This window comes from Limisphaera sp. 4302-co (assembly GCF_049537155.1).
Taxonomy (GTDB): Bacteria; Verrucomicrobiota; Verrucomicrobiia; order Limisphaerales; family Limisphaeraceae; genus Limisphaera.
Map to the genome: position 1 here is coordinate 211173 of NZ_JBMVQZ010000003.1, position 17541 is coordinate 228713.

Sequence of the window (17541 nt, forward strand, 5' to 3'; positions counted from 1 at the left end):
CCAATCTTCCGCGGGACATGTCAGGCTCCGGCGACATGAAGAAGGCTTTGGCGCTGTTGCTCGTGCCCTGGTTGTTGAGCGGTTGCACAGCCACGTTCACCAACCTCACCCCCCGGCAAATGCCGCGGAGCCCGAACAACCTTTATCCGGTCGAGGTCGCCTTCCGCAGCCGCCAACAGTCCTTGCGCTGGGACAGCATCGATCCCAAGGTCATCGTCAACGATCAGGCCTTTCCCCTGCGGCCCGTTCCGATGGTCAAAAACCGCTGGGAGGGCCAGATCCCTGTTCCGCCCGGAACGAACCTGGTCCATTACCGCTTCCGGTTCGATTTCCTCTACAACGCCATCGGCGGGCCGCAACCCGACAACGCAATTTCGCCCACGTACAGTCTGAAGATCCTTGACTGACCGCGCCGCCATGAGAGAGACCCGCCTCCGCCGGGGCGAACCCTCACCGGATCGTTTCCGGAACAGGTCGGGAAGCACAAAGTACCCCGCGCCGGAGGCACACGGCATGGTTCGTAGGGCCCGACACCGCCCGGCACATGAGCGCGCCGCCCCGTGGCGCGCCCGCAAGCATTTCCATCTGATCAGCCCGCGGACCCCAAGCCGATGAACGAAACCGCCGATCGAAGCAGGTCCGGGCATGCTGGCTCCGGGTCCCCGCGGTCGAGTCGTCGAATCCCGCCCGGTCCGTGCCGAACCGTTTCACTTCCCCGGATCCCCGGCCGTGCGATTGGCTCCCGAGCCGTCCGGGCCCTCGTCTTCTCCGTTCTTCTTGCCCGTGGGGATGCCACCACAGCCGCCGCTGCCGAGGGACCGAATTTCGATCCGGTGGGGTTTGCCCACGTCGGATCACCGACCTCGGGCGGCGGAAACGCGGACCCGGTCGTGGTGCGGGATGTCGATGACCTGGTCGCTCTGGCCGGCTCGGATGCTCCCCGGGTCCTGCGCATCGGAGGCAGGCTCAATCTGGGCGGCCGGACCGTGCGCGTGGGGTCAAACAAGACCCTGTTGGGCACGGACACCGGCGCGGTATTGGAAAACGGGACCCTGATGCTGCGCCACGCCACCAACGTCATCCTCCGCAACCTCATCATCCGCAATGCGCCCGAGGACGGCATCAGCCTCTACGGCGCCCGCCGCGTCTGGGTGGACCACTGCACAATAATGGACTGCGGCGACGGCCTCGTGGACCTCACCCATGGCACCGACGAGGTCACCATTTCTTGGTGCCGGTTCGGTTATCAAAACCTCCGCAACCGACATCGCCTGGCCAGCCTCCTCGCCTCCAGCGACCGCGACACCGCCTGTCGCGGCCGCCTCCACGTGACCTACCACCACAACTGGTGGGACGAAGGCTGCCTCGAACGCATGCCCTCCGTCCGGTTCGGTCGCGTCCACGTCTTCAACAACTACTACCGCGCACCGGGCAACAACTATTGCATCCGCTCGCGACTCTTCGCCGAGGTCCGCGTCGAATTCAACTGGTTCGAACGCGTGCGCAACCCATGGGAGCTCTTCCTCACCACCGGCGAGCCCGGCAAACTTTTTGCCGCAGGAAACGTCGAGGTGAACACCACGTGGGCGGCTTCCGACCCCAAAGTACGGCTCGTGCCCGGCACGGATCCGGTTTTTGTTCCCCCTTATCCATGGCGGCCGGATCCGCCCGATCGCCTGCCGCAATGGGTGACCCAACATGCCGGAGCCGGCCGCGGACCGTTTGCGCATTGAAAAAAGCACGCTGCCACTCCTACCGACATCCATCCAACCCCCAAGCCGCGCCTCCATCATGGGCCGTCGAGGTCCCACGAGTCGATCCCCAGGCCGGATTCGGGCGGTCTGATCCACACCGCGCGCCCCCTTCGGTTCCTGCTTCGGCCTCACGGCTTCCCTCCAGTCCCGGCCAGCAGCCTCGCCTTGGCCCGCGGTGGCTCGAATCATCTCCGGCTCCATGTCCGGCGCGAGGACGATGCAGGACATGGGTCTGGCGGCCACAATGGTCAATGTCCCGTACACGCAGCCGAAATCGACGACATCCGACGAGCCAGCAAACGCAAGCTGCGGAAGAATGCTGCGCGCGGCGCACCAGCCCTCCTACATCTTTTCGTCCGGCATGCCACCATGACGAACGTTCACGAGCTGCGCGCTGCTGACTCACCCTCGGCATCAGCGGTGGCGCGCAGCCCCGTCCGCAGCATGGCCTTGGTTGGCGCATGATCCGAAACTGCGAATCACCCAAATCCCACGTGGCGCTCCACCCCGACGGCCCGCACACCAGGAATCGGTTCACGCAACCGCACTACCACGTGCCACTTGGAGCCCATCCCAAAACCATTGACGGGCGTTCGTGAGTTGGTCGTTTTACAGTCGTGCTGAACCGTACAGATGGATTGTTGGATTGGTTTGCGCACGTATTGCCGATGCTCGCGGGAACCCCAGGGGCGGCCGCCCTCGAACCGACAAGCGCAAGGCTCTGGCCGGGATCTTCTGGTTGCTGGACAACGGAGCCAAATGGAAAGACCTGCCCCGGCGATTCGGCTCCAAGAGTGCCGTCCACCAAGCCTTCCAGCGCTGGGGGCGGGAGAGTGTATTCGAACGGCTGTTGCAGGAGGCCGGGCAACTGGTGGAGGAGCGCGGAGAGTATCGGCTGTATGAATGCTTTCCGGATGCGGCGTTCTGTCCGGCACGTGGTGGAGGCGACGGGATCGGGCGCACGAAGGTGGGCAAGGGGGTGAAGATCCTCATTGCCGTGGACGCCCGGGGATTGCCGATTGCGGTGCAGAGCTGTTCGGCCCGGCCGCATGAGTCGACTCTGGCACAGGGGTGGTTCGATTTCATGCTGACGAAGGAGGCTCCGGAGCGGGTGGTGGGCGAGAAGGCCTGGGAGAGCGATGCACTGGACCGGGCGTTTGCGGCGCGAGGCATGGAGCTGATGGCGCCGCACCGGAGCAGTCGCCGGCCGGAGAATCGCACGCAGGACGGCCGGTCGCTGCGGCGGTATCGTCGGCGGTGGGTGGTGGAGCGTACGGTGGCCCGGCTGCTGCATTTTCGGCGGCTGTGCGTCAGGTGGGAGAAGTCGAGCCGGGCGTTTGAGGGGTATTTGCAGATGGCCTGCGCGTTCTTGCCGGTCGGGCAAGTCCCGGGCCTAGCCGGCAAAAGGGCTCTTCTTGCCATCCTGTTGATGCACTGTGCTGTTTCGGCCGCCGGCCGGCGGGGACGCTTTGTCCGGGTGGGGCGTTCACAGCCATGACAAGTCGCTTTCCCTTCCCTGCGATGCCCTCCGGCACTTCGTGTGGGCCGCCTCATCTTCACTTCACCCACTCCTGCCACGCTTGGAAGCGACTTACGAAAACGGTTTGGGGATAGGTCCTTAGCTTCGGGTGGAACGGGACAGCGGTGGGGATCACCACACCGTTGGCCGGCGGGCCGGCATGAATCCAATCAGGCAGGTGTTGGCGACGCCTGGGCTCAATCGTCGGCTGGCCGCATCGGCGAGACGCTTCACGAAATCCTCTCTGTGGGAACCTTCCGGCGCGGGAACACAAATCCAAGCTGGTGCTCCCCCGGGGCGTATCGCTCACGAGTCTTGGAGGCTCTCGCGGGCTTGGTCCAGCCGGGCCTCGGCTTCCCGCAGCAACTTGATCACAGCTTCGGCGGTGGCGGCTGCGAGGAGGGCCTCGCGCAGGGCGACCTGCCGCAACAACCGGCTGATGCGCGCCAGCATGGCGAGGTGGAGGGTCAGATCGGGTGCCAGCAGCAGAAAGAAAAGTCGGACCGGACGCCCATCCACGGCGCGGAATGCCACGCCGGTGGGGTGGCGACCGAATACGAGCGCGGGCTTGTTCAACAGATGCGGCAGCGGCTGCCGCGCATGCGGCAGGGCGACGCCGTCGCCGATCCCGGTGCTATGCAGTTCTTCGCGTTCACGCAGGGCCCGGACCAGCTCCTCCAAAAGGTCGGGACGGCTTTCCAGATCCGGCACGTGCGCCGCCAGTTCGCGGAGGATTTCGTCCCTGGAAGACCCCTGCAGCGCCAGCACGATCGTGGCGTGGCTCAGCATTCGGTGCAGTTGAAGCGATCGGCCCAGACCCTGCATGGGTGCGCAGGGTACCGCAGCGTGACTGCAAGAAAAGCCCGAACCGCGGCACTGCCGATCCGATGGATGGTGCCGAAGAGGCCGGAGCTCGGGTTGGTCGGCGTGGGAGCCCGGTCGACCGGGCAGTCCATGCCCCGCTATATGCCTCCGGCCGGGCTTTGGGGCAAGTTGCGGCGTGGCCCAAGACCGTGGGGACTGGCCCACCACGATCGACCGGTTGGCCGATGAAGGTCTGCAGGCCCGGGATCACCGCAGATGTGTGCGAGGTTGCCTTTGAAACGTACGCCACCCGTGCCTTCCGTGGTCCGGTTTGGAGACGTGCAGTGGTGGCGGTCCGCCCGTTCCCCGGCCGTGCCCTGTCCGACGAGGATTGCTCCCGTGGGCGGCGGCGCTGATCAGGGACGGACAGGCGCGTTGGTCGCGCTCGAAACCGGGGCGTTGGTGCCGGCTGAGACGGGGGGTGCGTTGGTTCCGGGAGCCGGGCCGGGCATTTCGGCCGGCAGGTTGAGCTTGGTACGCAGGATGGCGCGTTCCTCGGCCGTGAGCGGGCTTTGTTCGGGGTTGAGCAATTGTTGCAGGACATCAGCAGCGATTTCGCGGAAGGGCGGCAGGCCCACCCTCATTTCGGAGCCTTTGATTTTCTCCATGTACGTGTCGTAGACGAGCCGCGCCAGCCGTTGATAAGCCAGTGCTTCGTCGTCGAGGTCCAGGATCAGCCGTGCATATGCGTGGGCCAGCATGCCCTCCAAATGAGCGCGGATTCGGAGGGGATCGGTTTCGCCAATGTCCTCGGTCACCCGGGCCACGGCATATTGATCCACCGTCATCCGGGCTGGCAAGGTGTCGGCCCGGCCCTCGATGAGCGGTTTGTCGGGGTATTTTTCCGCCAGGTAATCGAACCATTTCCGGGCCTCGGTTTGGCGGCCGGCGGTGTAGAGGAAGTAAACGGCGTCCCGGAGAAAGTTGCGGTGGGCGATCCTGATGTTCTCCCGGTTTGCCGGGTCTTCCTCCATGGCCTCTTCGTAGGCGTAGTTGACCTTGGGTATGATGTCCAGGTTGGGCCCGAACTGGAACCTGCGATTGACATGGTCCGGGATCAACCGGCCGCGGCGGAAACTCATGAGCATGGATTGGAAGATGACGCGGCGCAGGCGGATGAGGTCGTTGGTGTTGACACGACGCGGGTTTTTCGCGGCCATTTCGAGCCCTTTGGCCGCCCAGTAGATGGCGTGGGCTTCGGGAAGCCGCCATTCCAGAGGACCGTATTCGTCATCCACCTTTTTGACGTATTCGGGGTCCATCTTGTAAACATCGGTCAGGAGCCGGACGCGTTCCTTGTCTTCCTCGGTTTGCGGATGGAGCAGGGTGTCCCAGTTGGGGCGTCCCATGCCGAAGATCCGGGTCATTTCATTGGCCCACTGCTGTTTGTAATAGATGTTGGCGTCGTCAAGGAAATGACCCAGTTTGTGTTGGAAGATCCAGGCCAGCTCGCGATACAGCAGCGGTTCGTAAGGGTTGTATTTGAGGGCCTCGTCGCGCAGGAGTTCGATCCCGGCTTTGACCCAGCGCCAACGATCCGGGTAGACGCCGAACTCGGTCTCCTTGAATTTGACGGAGATGTTGTAGGCCATGTTCCAGGCCTGGACGGCCCAGACCTGGACGAAATGGGGTTCCAGCTTGGTGATCCAGTCGGCCAGTTGCCGCATTTCGAAGAACTTGTCCTGTTCCTGCAATTCCATCATGCGGACCCAGAGCAGGTTGGAGATGAGGCCGCGGAAGCCGCCGAGGGCCACGGTGGTGAAGGCCAGCAGCGGCGGCGCGTTTTCCAGGGGTTCCACTCGCGTCAGACCGAGCCGGTCGCGGTCGAGGTTCAGCGAACGTTCCACCCGGGCCACGCCGGTCCACAGGATCGCCGCCGTCAGGACCAGCGCGATCTTTTTCCACCGGGATGGGAACTCGATCTCCTTCATGGAACCCGCGGAGACGACCGGAATCTAAAAAGGGAACGCGCGCCGTCGCCCCCGGAAAGCCGGGGCGGACCGCACTCGACCATGTGCTGATCCAGGCAGGGTCTCATTGCAACGGTGTCGCGGTGGCCAGCTCGCGCCGGTGAAAGGCCCAGATTCCGCCGGTTGCGAGGGCACCGCCCAGGAGGATCACGATCTGGGCCACGGCCCGGGCCAGCTCGGTCCAGGGCACGCTCCGGCCGGTGCTCAGGGCATCGATGGGAGAGAATCCCTTGGCCAGCTGGATGACCCACCAGATGCCTTTGAAAACCGGCACGCCGATCTTGTCGATCCAGGTTTGCGAAAAGGCTTCCGCCTCCGGGTCCCATCCCAGGAGGGTTCCTTCCGTTACGACCGTCCGGATGGTGCCGCTGCCGAAGACCAGCGTGAGCGCGGCCAGGGAGACGAAGGCGGCCACGGGAAAGGAAAGGAAACTGGCGGTGCTCAATCCCAGGGTGGCCAGCAGGAGGATCCAACAGTAGATGATGCCCAACCCGCGGAGGTAGTTGAGGAGGAACCCACCCTGCCAGTAAAGGACCTCGATGCCGTCCTCGAGCGCGAACAAGAGGGTCGTGTCGTTGGCATTCAGGAACGCGATGGTCAGGATGCCACTGGCATCCCACAGGTCGGGCGGGATTTCGAACTCGTGGTAGGTGTCCGGGGCCAGGCTCATGGGTTCGCTGCGCCAGACCTTGGGCGTTTCCGGCACACCCACCTGCCAGAGGCCGGTGAAAGTGCCGGACTCGGAGGTGGCCGCCGCGTTGAATTTGATGCGCAGGTGCATGGGCCGGCCCGCGATGAACCGCCGCTGCAGGCCGAGGTCCACCTGCCACACCTTGATGTATCCCGGCGGCACGATCTGGTACTCCGCCTTGACCTGCTCCTCGATCTGGCGGCGCACCTCGGCCAGGTCGGCCTTCAACTCGGGCTGTTGGGCCAGACGCTCCCGCAGGCGCCGGTCGGTTTCGGCCTGGATCTCTTCATGGAAATCGGGCGGCCTGGCCGATCCCCGGGCCACGAGCACCTCCTTGAACAGCGTCTCGCGTTGGTCGGCCGGCAGTTGGTTGGCGCGGTACAACAGGAGCGCGTAGACGCTGGCGCCGGCCAGCAGGAGCATCGCGCCGGCCAACGTGGCCAACCCCAGCCATTTCCCCAGCCAGATTTTCCAGCGAGGCACCGGTTTGACGGCGACCAACTGCATCTGACATTCCTCGATGTCGCGGGCCAGCGTCCCACAGCCCAGCCAGAGCGTGCAGAGGCCCAGAAGACCGGAGATGGCGCTGAGGGTGTAGGTCAAGAGAATCTGGGTAAAACCACGTGCGGTGCCGTCGTGTTTGAGGATCAACGGCAGGCCGACCACAGATGCCAGCAGCAATAGACAGATCACCCAGAACAAGCGGTAGCGGAAGGCCGCCTTCCAAGTGAGCGTGGCGATGGCCCAGATCGGTTTCATGACCTGCCCTCGAAGATCTTCAGCGGCCCGCCCCGGGCACGGCCGGTCAGAGTGGGCCGTGGGGGCAAACTCCGTGTGCAGGTGTACCTGCGTGTGAGCATCGCCTTCTGCCCTCTGGTCATGGTTTTTTGCCCCGGCTCAACAGGTCCGCGAGTTTTTGATCGGCCTTCTCCAAGGCCTCCTGTTCGGGGGGTGGCGAGGGTGCAGGAGGCGGCTGGGCGATTTCCGGGCCGGGTTCGGCCAGTTGCTGCAATTTGGTTTCGTCAATGGCAGGCTCGGCAGGTTGCACAGGCGCCGGCGGCGGGGCGGGTTGGCCGGGCAGGGTGAGTTTCTCGAGAAGGCGTTCCGGTCGGGCGGCCGGTTCGGTTTCGCCCCGGAGGTAGGGCGCCACGCGCGTGCCGACGGTGGCGCCGCTGGTTTCCGTGGCGGCCTTCCGGGCGCGTTCCACCACTTCGAGGAAAAAGCTCTCCAGGTTCTGGGTCGGATTGTCCACGCGGATGTCGGCGTCACCGACCTCTTCCCGAATGACGGCCAGCACGCGTTCGAGCGTGGGCCGGGAAAGGACCGGCGTGGTGATGCGAAGCCGATCCGGTTTGCGCAGGAGCTCGCGCAGGGGGCCCACTGCCTGGACCCGGCCGCCATAGAGGATCAGCACCCGGTCGCAAACGTCTTCCACATCCGCCAGCAAATGGCTGCTGAGGATGACGGTCTTGCCGCGGCGTGCGAGGGCGAGGATCAGGTCCTTCATTTCCCGGCACCCGATGGGGTCCAGACCTGATGTCGGTTCGTCCAGGATGAGGAGCTCGGGATCGTTGATGAGAGCCTGGGCCAGGCCGATGCGGCGCTGCATGCCCTTGGAGAATTCGCCCACGGGGCGGGAACCCACCTGGCTGAGACCGACCATTTCCAACAGTTCTTCCGCCCGCTGTTTGCGGACCCGTGCGGGCAGGGCAAACAACCGGCCGAAGAAATCAAGTGTCTCGCGGGCGCTCAGGTACCGGTACAGGTAGGATTCCTCCGGCAGGTAACCGATCTTCCGTTTGGTGAGCACGTGCCGTGGCGAACGGCCGAAGACCTGGATCTGGCCACGCGTGGGGTACAACAGGCCCAACAGGAGTTTGACCGTGGTGGACTTGCCCGATCCGTTGGGTCCCAGCAGGCCGAAGACCTCGCCACGGTAAACTTCAAAGTCGACATGGTCCACGGCGCGGGCCTTGGGGCGTCCCCAAAAATCCCGAAACACCTTGGTCAAACCACGCACCGCAGCCACCACCTCCGAGGCGGCTCTGGTGGTCGTGTCGGTCTTGGACGGCTCCACGGTCGTGATCATGGCACGGTCCTGTCGTCGGTCCAACATACCCATGGACCCGGCGCCCGTCACCCCCATTCGCCTGCGGCCCGGCCGGGTCGGTTCCGGTTGCAGAAAGCCGGCAGGTGAATATGATTCAGGGCGCCTGACACGGCAGGAGCAGTCGGTATGGGCGGCGGAAAGCCCGGGGGACCGATGCCCCGGGATGCCACCGTGCCCCCGACGCAACCGTGAAGGAAAACGAGACCATTTCGGAAGCAAAGTTGAAGCCATGACACTGTTGTTCCTGATCTTTTTGCTGACGATGGCGCTGTCCCTTTGGGCGACGGCGAAGGTGAAGTCCACCTATCACCGTTACAGTCGTTACACCGTGCGCTCGGGGATGACCGGGGCGGAAGCGGCTGCGGCCATCCTCGAACGGGCCGGTATCCGTAACGTGGAGATCGTGGCCCACGACGGTTTCCTGGGCGATCACTACGATCCCATCCACCGGCGTCTGGTGCTGTGTCATGAGAATTTCTTCGGCCGGTCGCCTGCGGCCCTGGGTGTGGCTGCTCACGAAGCCGGCCACGCACTGCAGCACGCGCAGGCCTACCGGCCCTTGCAGTGGCGCATGGCCGCGGTGGGTGCTGCGACCTTTGCCAATCAGATTGTCACGTTCATGCCCTTGTTGTTCATGGGGACCCACCTGATGGAGCCCATGTTGGGCTTCACACTGATGGCGGTGGGTTGGGGCATCATCATGGCCTTCAATCTGATCACCCTCCCCGTCGAATTTGACGCCTCGCGCCGCGCCCATGCACTGCTGACGCGCATGGGCATGGTCACCGACCAGGAGGCCGAAGCCGTGCAAAAGGTGCTGCGTGCGGCAGCCTGGACCTACGTGGCGGCGTTCATCAGCTCGCTGCTCTATTTCCTGTTCTATCTCCTTCCGCTGTTGACCGGCGGCCGCTCCCGGAACTGACCGTTCCGCATCATGGCCCGCCACCAGCGGGCGCGCGCAGCGTCGCCACGGTTCCTCCCGCGGCGCGGATCGTCAGCCGGAGCCGGTTTTGCGCATCGGCCGCCGGGCCACGTCCGTGCGGATCCGGGAGGACCCGGCTTTGCACGGGGACCCTGCTTGGCCCGGAGAGGTCGCAAGGGCAGGCTCGGTGCGGTCGTGCCCGCAGAGGGGGCTCGCCGGTCGCGCTTCGGTGGCCGGCCCCGCACGGGTCGGTTGGGCTGCGCCGCTGCCGGGGCGAGGTGACAAACGAGGATTCTGTTCGAGAGTTGCCGTACGACTCCGCCCCGTCCGCGGAAGCATGCCAGCCCCGCAAGCCCGACCCGCGGCGGGCTGGTTTCAAGGCCGTGCCTCGACGCGATAGAGACGGACCTGCCCCGCGGGAGCCAAGGGCACGTTGAAGCGGACGGTGTAACCGGTGGCACGGACCCAATCGCTTGCCGGTTCCCAATCGGTGTCGAGGGTACGGGTCCAGAGCCGGTAACCGTGTCCCGGTGCCGCGGGGCAGTTGAGTCGCAGGGTTTCGGCAGCGGAAAGCAGTTCGGCCGTGACAGCGAGCGCATGGGCGGCATTGGTGGGGTTCGTTCCGGCGATGAATTCGGCCAGGTCGCTCATGCCATCGCCGTCGGTGTCCGTGTCGCCGCCGCGGTTCGGATCGGTCCCACCGAAGTAGGCCGTTTCGTAGGCATCGGGGAGGCCGTTGGCATTGGTGTCGGCAGCGTCGTAATGGCCTTGGAAGACGAGGGTCTGACCTGAAGCCAGTGTGTTGGTCCGGGGTGGGGGCGCGTTGTACCAGGGGATTTCGGCGTATTCGACCACGTATGTCCCCGGCGGCGCGTTGCTGATGACCTCGAAAGCCCCCCGCACGCGGCGGTGGATGGGACCGGACAACAGGCATTCGGCCTGCATGAGGTTGTTGGTGATGACCAGGGTGCCGGGCTCGACCTGGGTGACGGTGATGCTCACATCGTCGATCAACCAACCGGGGCGCGGATAAGCGTCGAACGCCAGGGAGATCATCTGATAGGCGAAGACGACGTTGATCATGTTGCCGATGAAGGGCGTGAGGTCCACTTCGACCTCGTTCCAGTTTTCGGCGTCGAAGCCGAACTGCGCCACGGTGACGGGTGTGCCCACGCCGTTGGTGATGATGTAGACGGTGCCGACCTCCCAGATGTCGAGCTCGTCGCGCGGGATGAAGTCGTAGCTGTGCCAGAAGCGCAGTTCTGCGGTGTTGCCGCCGCCCAGGTAGATGGAGGGGCTGATCAGGAACGTCTCCATGTAATCGTAGCTGCCGCCCTGGAGGCTGGTGCCCCAGGCCCAGGGCGGGGAGTGTGCCGCCGTTTCGTGGCCGTTGTTGGGGATGCCGCGTTCCCAGCCGCGCGGGGTGTCCTCGCTGTTGTAGACGGTCCAGCCGTGGGTAGGCTCGTCCATATTGTCGAAGAAGGGCGGCTGCAGCGGCTCGAGTGTGCGGAACGTGTACAGGCGGCCCGCGTTGTCATCCACGCCCATGTTGCCCGCGGCATCCCGGCTGACGACGCGGTAATAATACAGCGTGTCAGGTCGGAGCCCCGAGACGGTCACGGCGTGCGCGGTGGAGGGTGTGGCGTCGTAGGCTGTGCGTCCCAACAGAGGGGACTCGCCGAACTGGACCAGGGCATCCGCGGGTTCATCCGTTACCCAGGAGATGGTGGCCTCCACGTAATCGGGCTGGTGCGTCAGGTCGCTCAAGGCGGGCGGCCGGGTATCCACGGTTGCGGTGGCGACAATCTCCGCGGTGCCGCCTCCCGGCGCGTAGCGGATCCGGAGGGTGTCGCCGTCGGCGGCTTGCAGGACCCCGGGCCCGGTCGGATCCGAGGCGCCCACCAATCGCAGTTCTCCCGCGAAGAGACCGGGCACGGAAGTCTCGGTGAGTGGGACAGCGGTGCCGGTCGGGTTGGAGGTGGTCTCGGCATGGAGGGTGACGGCGCCCGAGGCACGGAGATTGGCGTCGCCGAGCTCGATCCGCACCAGGCTGGGCAGCGTGTAGGCCGTACGGTCGAGGCCGAGGGTGATCAGGCCTTCGGCGCCCGGGGCCAGAAATCGCAGCACGTTGCGGATGAGATGCGCACGGTCGTTGGTGCCGTCGTTCAACGGCACCGCGTCGAGTGGGAAGGAGAGGAAGACCAGCCGGCCATCCCCGGGCCCGGGCTGACGCGGCCAACGCAGGCCGGCGATGCCGCCGAAGCCGTCGCCGAGCACGGGCACGGCGTCGGCCGCCGGGGTGAAGGTGTCCGAGATGTCACTGATGAAGCCGAACCAGAGCTCTTCGTACAGGGAGTAATCGAGTTCCACGTCCAGGCCTTCGCCCACCGGATCGCCGAGTCCCACGAGGTAGGGCACGGTGGCGTCCTCGTCGAAACTTTCCACGTGCAGGACGTCCCGGTTGAAGCCTTCGCCGAAGGTTTCGACGTTTCGGGTCAGGAGGTCCATGGACGAGACGAACAATGCTCCTCCGGCGGCGAGGTAGTTGCTGATCAAGAGGCCCTGCTCCGGCGTCCAGCCGGTGAACTCGCCCACGCGCCAGATGACGGCCCGGTGAGAGATCAGGGCGTCCAGTGGCGGGTCACCATCCGTGGCAACGTCCCAGATCTCGTAGGGCACGCCGGCCAGGTCCAGGGCGTCGGTATACCCGCTCAGCGGCGGCGCACCGAAAAACGGGTCGTCGTATCCGTCCACCAACAACACCGGCGGCGTGGGCGGGACCACCACCTGGTAGAGGGCCCCGCCCCGGTCGTCCACGGTCACGTTGCCTGCCTCGTCGGTGGCTTCCGCCCGGAAGAACCAGGTCAGACCCGGCTCGAGTGAACCCAGCGTGACGGAAGGGGTGGTGGTCCACTCCTCAGAGAAGGCCACGCGTTCGAGGGCGGCGTTGGTGCCGTAACGGACCCGGGCGGTGACCGGCTCGTCCGTCGTCCAGCTCACGGTGACCACGCCGTAATCCACGCGGGTTCCAACCGCCGTGATGAGCGGCGGCAACAGGTCCGCCCGCGCTGTCGCGACGCGGATTTGTCCGGCGGACAGGTCGGTGTACCGGATGGTGATGAGGTCCTCGTGAGCGATTTGCAACCGGCCATCTGCCAGGGCCGGCCCTGTGACGGTGGCGATGGATCCGGTGAACGAGCCCCGGTCATCCACTGCGGTCAGCGACAGGGTTTCGCCGGCCGGCTCGCTGGTGCTGGTGACCTGCACCGTGGCCGAGGGTTGACCGGCGAGGTCCGTGTCGAAGAGCCGGACGTGAATCTCTCCGGGAGCCGTGTAAGCGGTGCGGTCCAGACTCAGCGCACCCGTCCCCGGTGGCAGGAACCGACCCGAAACCACCAGTGCAAAGTCCTGGTCCACTTCCGGCGTGTCCCGCCGGGCGTCTTCGGGCACGCGATGGGCGCGCACGCGCACCCGGTAGGGTCCCGGCTCAGGTGCATCGAGATACACGCATTCGACGTTGTTCCGGCGGTCGGGTGTGCCCGCATTCGGCACCGAACGGCCGCCCTGAAAGACATTGCCGAGATACGTACGGCCCGCGGGATCCACCACTTCCAGGTCGAGATCGTTGACCAGGGCCGGCAGGACGAAAGGCGCGCCCGGCACATCGGTGTAAGCGAGGGTGATGCGCAGAGGTTCGCTGCCCTCGACGGCCACGACGGTCTCCCAGGTCTGTCCGGTGGCCAGAGGAACGGTCTGGTCGAAATACCGGAACTGTCGTTCGCCGGACAGGAGCGGCACGACGTTCACACGGCCCCAACCCTCGTCGAAGTTCGGGATGGGTGCAGTGCCCATGGTGTCGTCCAGGTCCACGGCGGTGTTGATGAGGGCGGCCTTGACGAGGGCCGGAGACGGCGTGGCGTTGGTGAAGTGGTGCCGGTAGAACTGGACGAACAGGGCTGCGGCGCCGGAGACATGCGGGCCGGCCTGACTGGTGCCGCCCATGTAACTGTAGAGCCGCGAGATGGGCAGCCAGGCATTGTCCTCCGGGGCGGCCTCGCTCCGGAGGGAGGCGATCCAGGTGCCGGGCGCCACGAGATCGGGTTTGATGCGGCCGTCCTCGCAGGGGCCGCGGCTGGAGAAATCGGCCATGGCCTCGGCCCCGCTGTCGTAGATGAACAGGTCGAACCGATCGTTCTGGGTCGCGCCGGTGGCGATCACGTTCTTGGCGACGGCGGGGCTGCCGATGGTGCGCGCGCCGGGGCCGGCGTTTCCAGCGGAGAACTCCAGAATGTAGGGCTGGTCCCCGAGCCGCAGGGCGTCGGCATCGCGCACCAGCTCATCGAATTCCATCGCGCTGATGTCATACCGCCCGCCGGTGTCGTCGCCCCAACTGTTCGATCCGATGTCGGCTCCGGCGCGGACGGCATCGCGGGTCAGTCGTTCGAAACTGGGTGGCGGCTGGTAGTTGCCCAGGCCGTCGAAAATCCGCTGGGTGACGATGGAAACGCCCGGAGCCACGCCGAGGCCGTAAAGGTTGCCGTTTTCGTCGGTCTCTCCGGCCGCGCCGTCGCCTGCGATGATGCCCGTGACATGGGTGCCGTGGCCGTGCTCGTCGGACGCATCCGTGAGATCGCCGTAGTAAAAGAAGGCGGTGGTCCGTCCCAACAGATCGGGATGCATCGAGGTGGCGTCACCCCATTGCAGGCCGCTGTCGGCCACGGCCACGGTGACGCCCCGGCCGTCCCAGCCGAGTTGTTGGGCCAGCAGCCGGTTGGGGCCCCCGTCGCCGGCGACGATCTTGGAGGAGACCTCGTCGTACAATCGCATGCGCGGAGCGGGTTCGACCCACAACACCGCATCGGATCGGGCCAACGCCTCCAGTTCCGCAGCCGAAAGGCGCCCGCGCAACACGACGCCGCTGTGCAACACTGCCGGGTCACCCGCCTGGCGCAGGCGCAATCGCACGGCCGCGATCTCCACGGGATCCGCATCCGGAGCAAGGAGGACCGATACATCCACCTCGGCCGGTCGCTGTGAGGATCGCAACGGCGCATGAAGCTTGTAGCGGGGCTGGTACGGCCCCAACCAAGCAACGAACGGCACCTTTTCCAAGCGCCCGGCTGTGGCAGGGTCGCAGCGGATCACGTAGGTGTCCTCGGGAACATAACGCAGGATCTTGGCACCGAGCTGTTCCAGGGCATGCCGTTCTTCCGACCGGGGCGTGTCCCGCAACTGCAGGAGGTAAAGGGCGCGACCTGATGTCGGGGCACCCGACCCCACCGCGGCGGCCGAGATTGAGGGTGCCGGGTTCGTGGCCGGGTCGAAGACCTCGTTGCGGAGCCAGACCGGTTTGGCCAGACACCACGGGACCCAGAGGAGCAGTCCCAGGGCGACCGTTACCTCCCTGAAACGGCACGCAAACCGAAGACGCTTCACTGCGCGACAATACGCCACCGATGCGCAACCGGCAAGGGACGCAGGTCCCGGCTCCCGACCGCAGGAAACCGCAGGGCCGTTCCGGCCGCGGCGGAAGGGTTTGCCGTTGAGCCGCGCGCCACCCGTCCGTAAGGTGCGAGGGGATGGATCCACAGCGCGCGATGAACGATTCCCCGCTGTCGTGGCCGGTCACCCGGCTCCACGGCGTCGGAGAGGAACGCGCCCGGTTGCTGGCCCGGCTGGGGATCGAGACGGTCGCAGACCTGCTCCTGCACCGGCCCCGACGGTACGAAGACCGGCGCTGCTTTGCGCACGTGGCCTCCTTGCAGGCCGGCCAACCCGCTCTGGTCCGCGGCCGTGTGATGGCCGCCGGATTGAAAACATTTCGCCGCCGCAGCCGCTGTCTCTACGAAGTCATCGTGGACGACGGCACAGGCCGGCTCCATTGCCGGTGGTGGAACCAGCCCTATTGGGACGGCCATTTTCATCCCGGCGACGAAATCGTGGTCTACGGCAAGGTGCGCCAGCTCCGGCCGCCGGCGATGGATCATCCCGAAACGGAAATCGTGGAGGGGGAAGAGGAATCGTTCGTGCATCTCGATCGCCTGACGCCCATCTACCCGCTGACCGAAGGGCTCTCGCAACGGTGGTTGCGGTCTCTGATCTGGCGCGTGCTCAACCGCTGGGGCGATCAGATTCCGGACGTGCCCGTGCTGCCGCCCCTGCCGCCGCCGTTCGACACCCTCCCCGGTCATGCGCAGGCGCTGCGCTGGCTGCACTTTCCCGACACACTCGAACAGACCGGGCTGGCCCGACAACGGCTGGCGCTGGAGGAGTTTCTGGAGCTGCAACGGTCGTTGTGGGAAAGACGCCGGCGGTTCCAGGAGCTGGCCACCGCCCTGCCCTGTGCCGGCGATCGCAATCGTTTGATCCGCCCGTTTCTGGCCCGGCTGGGCTTTTCCCTCACCGGTGCGCAAACGCGGGTGCTGCGCCAGATCCGGGCCGATCTGGGCGGCCGCTGGCCGATGCGGCGGTTGCTGCAGGGTGACGTGGGCAGCGGCAAAACGGTGGTGGCCGCCTGCGCCGCGCTGATGAGCCTCGAGAGCGGGTACTCGGTGGCCTTGATGGCCCCCACGGAAATCCTGGCCGAACAGCACCACAACCTTTTTCGGCGATGGTTCGAACCCTTGGGGGTGCCCGTCTGGCTGTACACCGGCAACCGAAAGACCGGGCCCACGGACGGCAGGTGCGGGGCCGACCCCGGGCAACTGCCTCTTTGCCGGCGCGCGGTGCCGGAAGGTGTGGGCTTGTACGTCGGCACACACGCCCTGCTGAGCGAGCAGGTACAGATCCCGCGGCTCGGGCTGGTCATCATTGACGAGCAACACCGGTTCGGTGTGGCCCAGCGCGAGACCCTCGTGCGCAAGGGACGGTATCCACACCTGCTGGTCATGACCGCCACACCCATCCCGCGCACGCTGGGTCTGACCCTGTACGGAGACCTGGACGTGTCGGTGCTGGACGAACTGCCGCCGGGACGGAAACCGGTCCGCACCGTGCTGCACACCTCGGCCCGCCTGCCCGAGGTCTGGCGTTTCGTCCGATCCGAGCTGGACGCCGGTCACCAGGCCTACGTGATTTGCCCGCGCGTGGAGGAGACCGACGCCGGTGCGGTCCGGGCCGTCCAGCAGGAGTACGACGCGGTGTGCAGGGCGCTCCATCCGCATCGTGTGGGGTTGATGCACGGACGACTCCCCGAGCGCGAGAAAGACCGGGTCATGGAGGCCTTCCGAAGCGGGACCATCGCGGCACTGGTCAGCACCACCGTGATCGAGGTGGGCGTGGACGTGCCGAAGGCCACGGTCATGGTGATCCTGAACGCCGAGACTTTCGGCCTGGCGCAACTCCACCAATTGCGCGGGCGCATCGGCCGGAGCGATCTGCCGGCGCACTGTTTTCTCATCTCCGACGCGCGCCATCCGGAGGCCCGGCAACGGCTGCGCGTGCTGGTGGAGACCCAGGACGGTTTCGCCCTTGCCGAAGCCGACCTCAAGTTGCGCGGTCCGGGCGAGCTGCTCGGCCAGCAGCAGAGCGGCATGCCACGCCTCAGATTTGGTGACCTCCTGGCCGATCTGCCGTTGATCGAGCTGGCCCGGCGACTCGTGCGTCCGTCCGAGGATCGCACGATCGCTCCAGGCGCTGCGAAGCAGCCGGGCAGCGGGGTGAACCCGGCCCCGGCAACGTCCTCTCCCCCATCCGACTGAAGTCCGCCTCG

Annotated in this window: 10 protein-coding genes; 5 read left to right on the plus strand and 5 right to left on the minus strand. The window is 65.9% G+C overall.

Translation table 11 applies throughout. The annotated features are described in order from the left end of the window. Nucleotides 1–35: 35 nt before the first annotated feature. The 3 genes from ACPDIX_RS04740 (at nt 36) to ACPDIX_RS04750 (ending at nt 3252) form a co-directional block, all read left to right on the plus strand. Nucleotides 36–407, plus strand: a complete 372-nt coding sequence (locus ACPDIX_RS04740) for a hypothetical protein (protein WP_423430634.1) — start codon at nt 36–38, stop codon at nt 405–407. 483 nt (nt 408–890) lie between these two features. Next, nucleotides 891–1733 (plus strand): pectate lyase family protein, encoded by an 843-nt coding sequence (locus ACPDIX_RS04745; protein ID WP_423430635.1) that lies wholly within the window; start codon nt 891–893, stop codon nt 1731–1733. A 667-nt stretch (nt 1734–2400) separates the two neighbouring features. Next, complete coding sequence (locus ACPDIX_RS04750) at nt 2401–3252, plus strand: IS5 family transposase (RefSeq protein ID WP_423430636.1); 852 nt, start codon at nt 2401–2403, stop codon at nt 3250–3252. A gap of 327 nt (nt 3253–3579) precedes the next feature. On the opposite strand, the gene ACPDIX_RS04755 is transcribed toward ACPDIX_RS04750, so the two are convergent. From ACPDIX_RS04755 to ACPDIX_RS04770, 4 genes are all read right to left on the minus strand, one after another. Next, nucleotides 3580–4098 carry a PTS sugar transporter subunit IIA gene (locus ACPDIX_RS04755; protein ID WP_423430637.1) on the minus strand — a complete coding sequence of 173 codons (519 nt, stop codon included), beginning with the start codon at nt 4096–4098 and terminating at the stop codon, nt 3580–3582. Between the two features lie 395 nt (nt 4099–4493). Continuing rightward, entirely contained in the window at nt 4494–6068 is a 1575-nt protein-coding gene (locus tag ACPDIX_RS04760) for a hypothetical protein (RefSeq protein ID WP_423430638.1), read from the minus strand. A 103-nt stretch (nt 6069–6171) separates the two neighbouring features. Next, nucleotides 6172–7557 (minus strand): hypothetical protein, encoded by a 1386-nt coding sequence (locus tag ACPDIX_RS04765; protein WP_423430639.1) that lies wholly within the window; start codon nt 7555–7557, stop codon nt 6172–6174. Between the two features lie 118 nt (nt 7558–7675). After that, a complete protein-coding gene (locus ACPDIX_RS04770; protein WP_423430640.1) occupies nt 7676–8887 on the minus strand; it encodes an ABC transporter ATP-binding protein in 1212 nt (403 codons plus the stop codon). A gap of 250 nt (nt 8888–9137) precedes the next feature. Between ACPDIX_RS04770 and ACPDIX_RS04775 the strand changes: the two genes are divergently transcribed. Then, complete coding sequence (locus ACPDIX_RS04775; protein ID WP_423430641.1) at nt 9138–9830, plus strand: zinc metallopeptidase; 693 nt, start codon at nt 9138–9140, stop codon at nt 9828–9830. A 375-nt stretch (nt 9831–10205) separates the two neighbouring features. Here ACPDIX_RS04775 and ACPDIX_RS04780 read toward each other — a convergent pair whose 3' ends face one another. Beyond that, nucleotides 10206–15266, minus strand: coding sequence for a S8 family serine peptidase (locus ACPDIX_RS04780; protein ID WP_423430642.1), 5061 nt, complete (start codon nt 15264–15266; stop codon nt 10206–10208). 161 nt (nt 15267–15427) lie between these two features. Between ACPDIX_RS04780 and recG the strand changes: the two genes are divergently transcribed. After that, on the plus strand, nt 15428–17530 hold the full coding sequence (gene recG, locus ACPDIX_RS04785) for an ATP-dependent DNA helicase RecG (RefSeq protein WP_423430643.1): 2103 nt from the start codon (nt 15428–15430) through the stop codon (nt 17528–17530). Nucleotides 17531–17541 lie beyond the last annotated feature (11 nt).

What these genes read in the sequence shown, in the direction of transcription:
- ACPDIX_RS04740 (WP_423430634.1), top strand. Translation starts at nt 36, where the DNA reads ATGAAGAAGGCTTTGGCGCTGTTGCTCGTGCCCTGGTTGTTGAGCGGT.
- ACPDIX_RS04755 (WP_423430637.1), bottom strand. Translation starts at nt 4,098, where the DNA reads ATGCAGGGTCTGGGCCGATCGCTTCAACTGCACCGAATGCTGAGCCAC.
- ACPDIX_RS04760 (WP_423430638.1), bottom strand. Translation starts at nt 6,068, where the DNA reads ATGAAGGAGATCGAGTTCCCATCCCGGTGGAAAAAGATCGCGCTGGTC.
- ACPDIX_RS04765 (WP_423430639.1), bottom strand. Translation starts at nt 7,557, where the DNA reads ATGAAACCGATCTGGGCCATCGCCACGCTCACTTGGAAGGCGGCCTTC.
- ACPDIX_RS04770 (WP_423430640.1), bottom strand. Translation starts at nt 8,887, where the DNA reads ATGATCACGACCGTGGAGCCGTCCAAGACCGACACGACCACCAGAGCC.
- ACPDIX_RS04775 (WP_423430641.1), top strand. Translation starts at nt 9,138, where the DNA reads ATGACACTGTTGTTCCTGATCTTTTTGCTGACGATGGCGCTGTCCCTT.
- recG (WP_423430643.1), top strand. Translation starts at nt 15,428, where the DNA reads ATGAACGATTCCCCGCTGTCGTGGCCGGTCACCCGGCTCCACGGCGTC.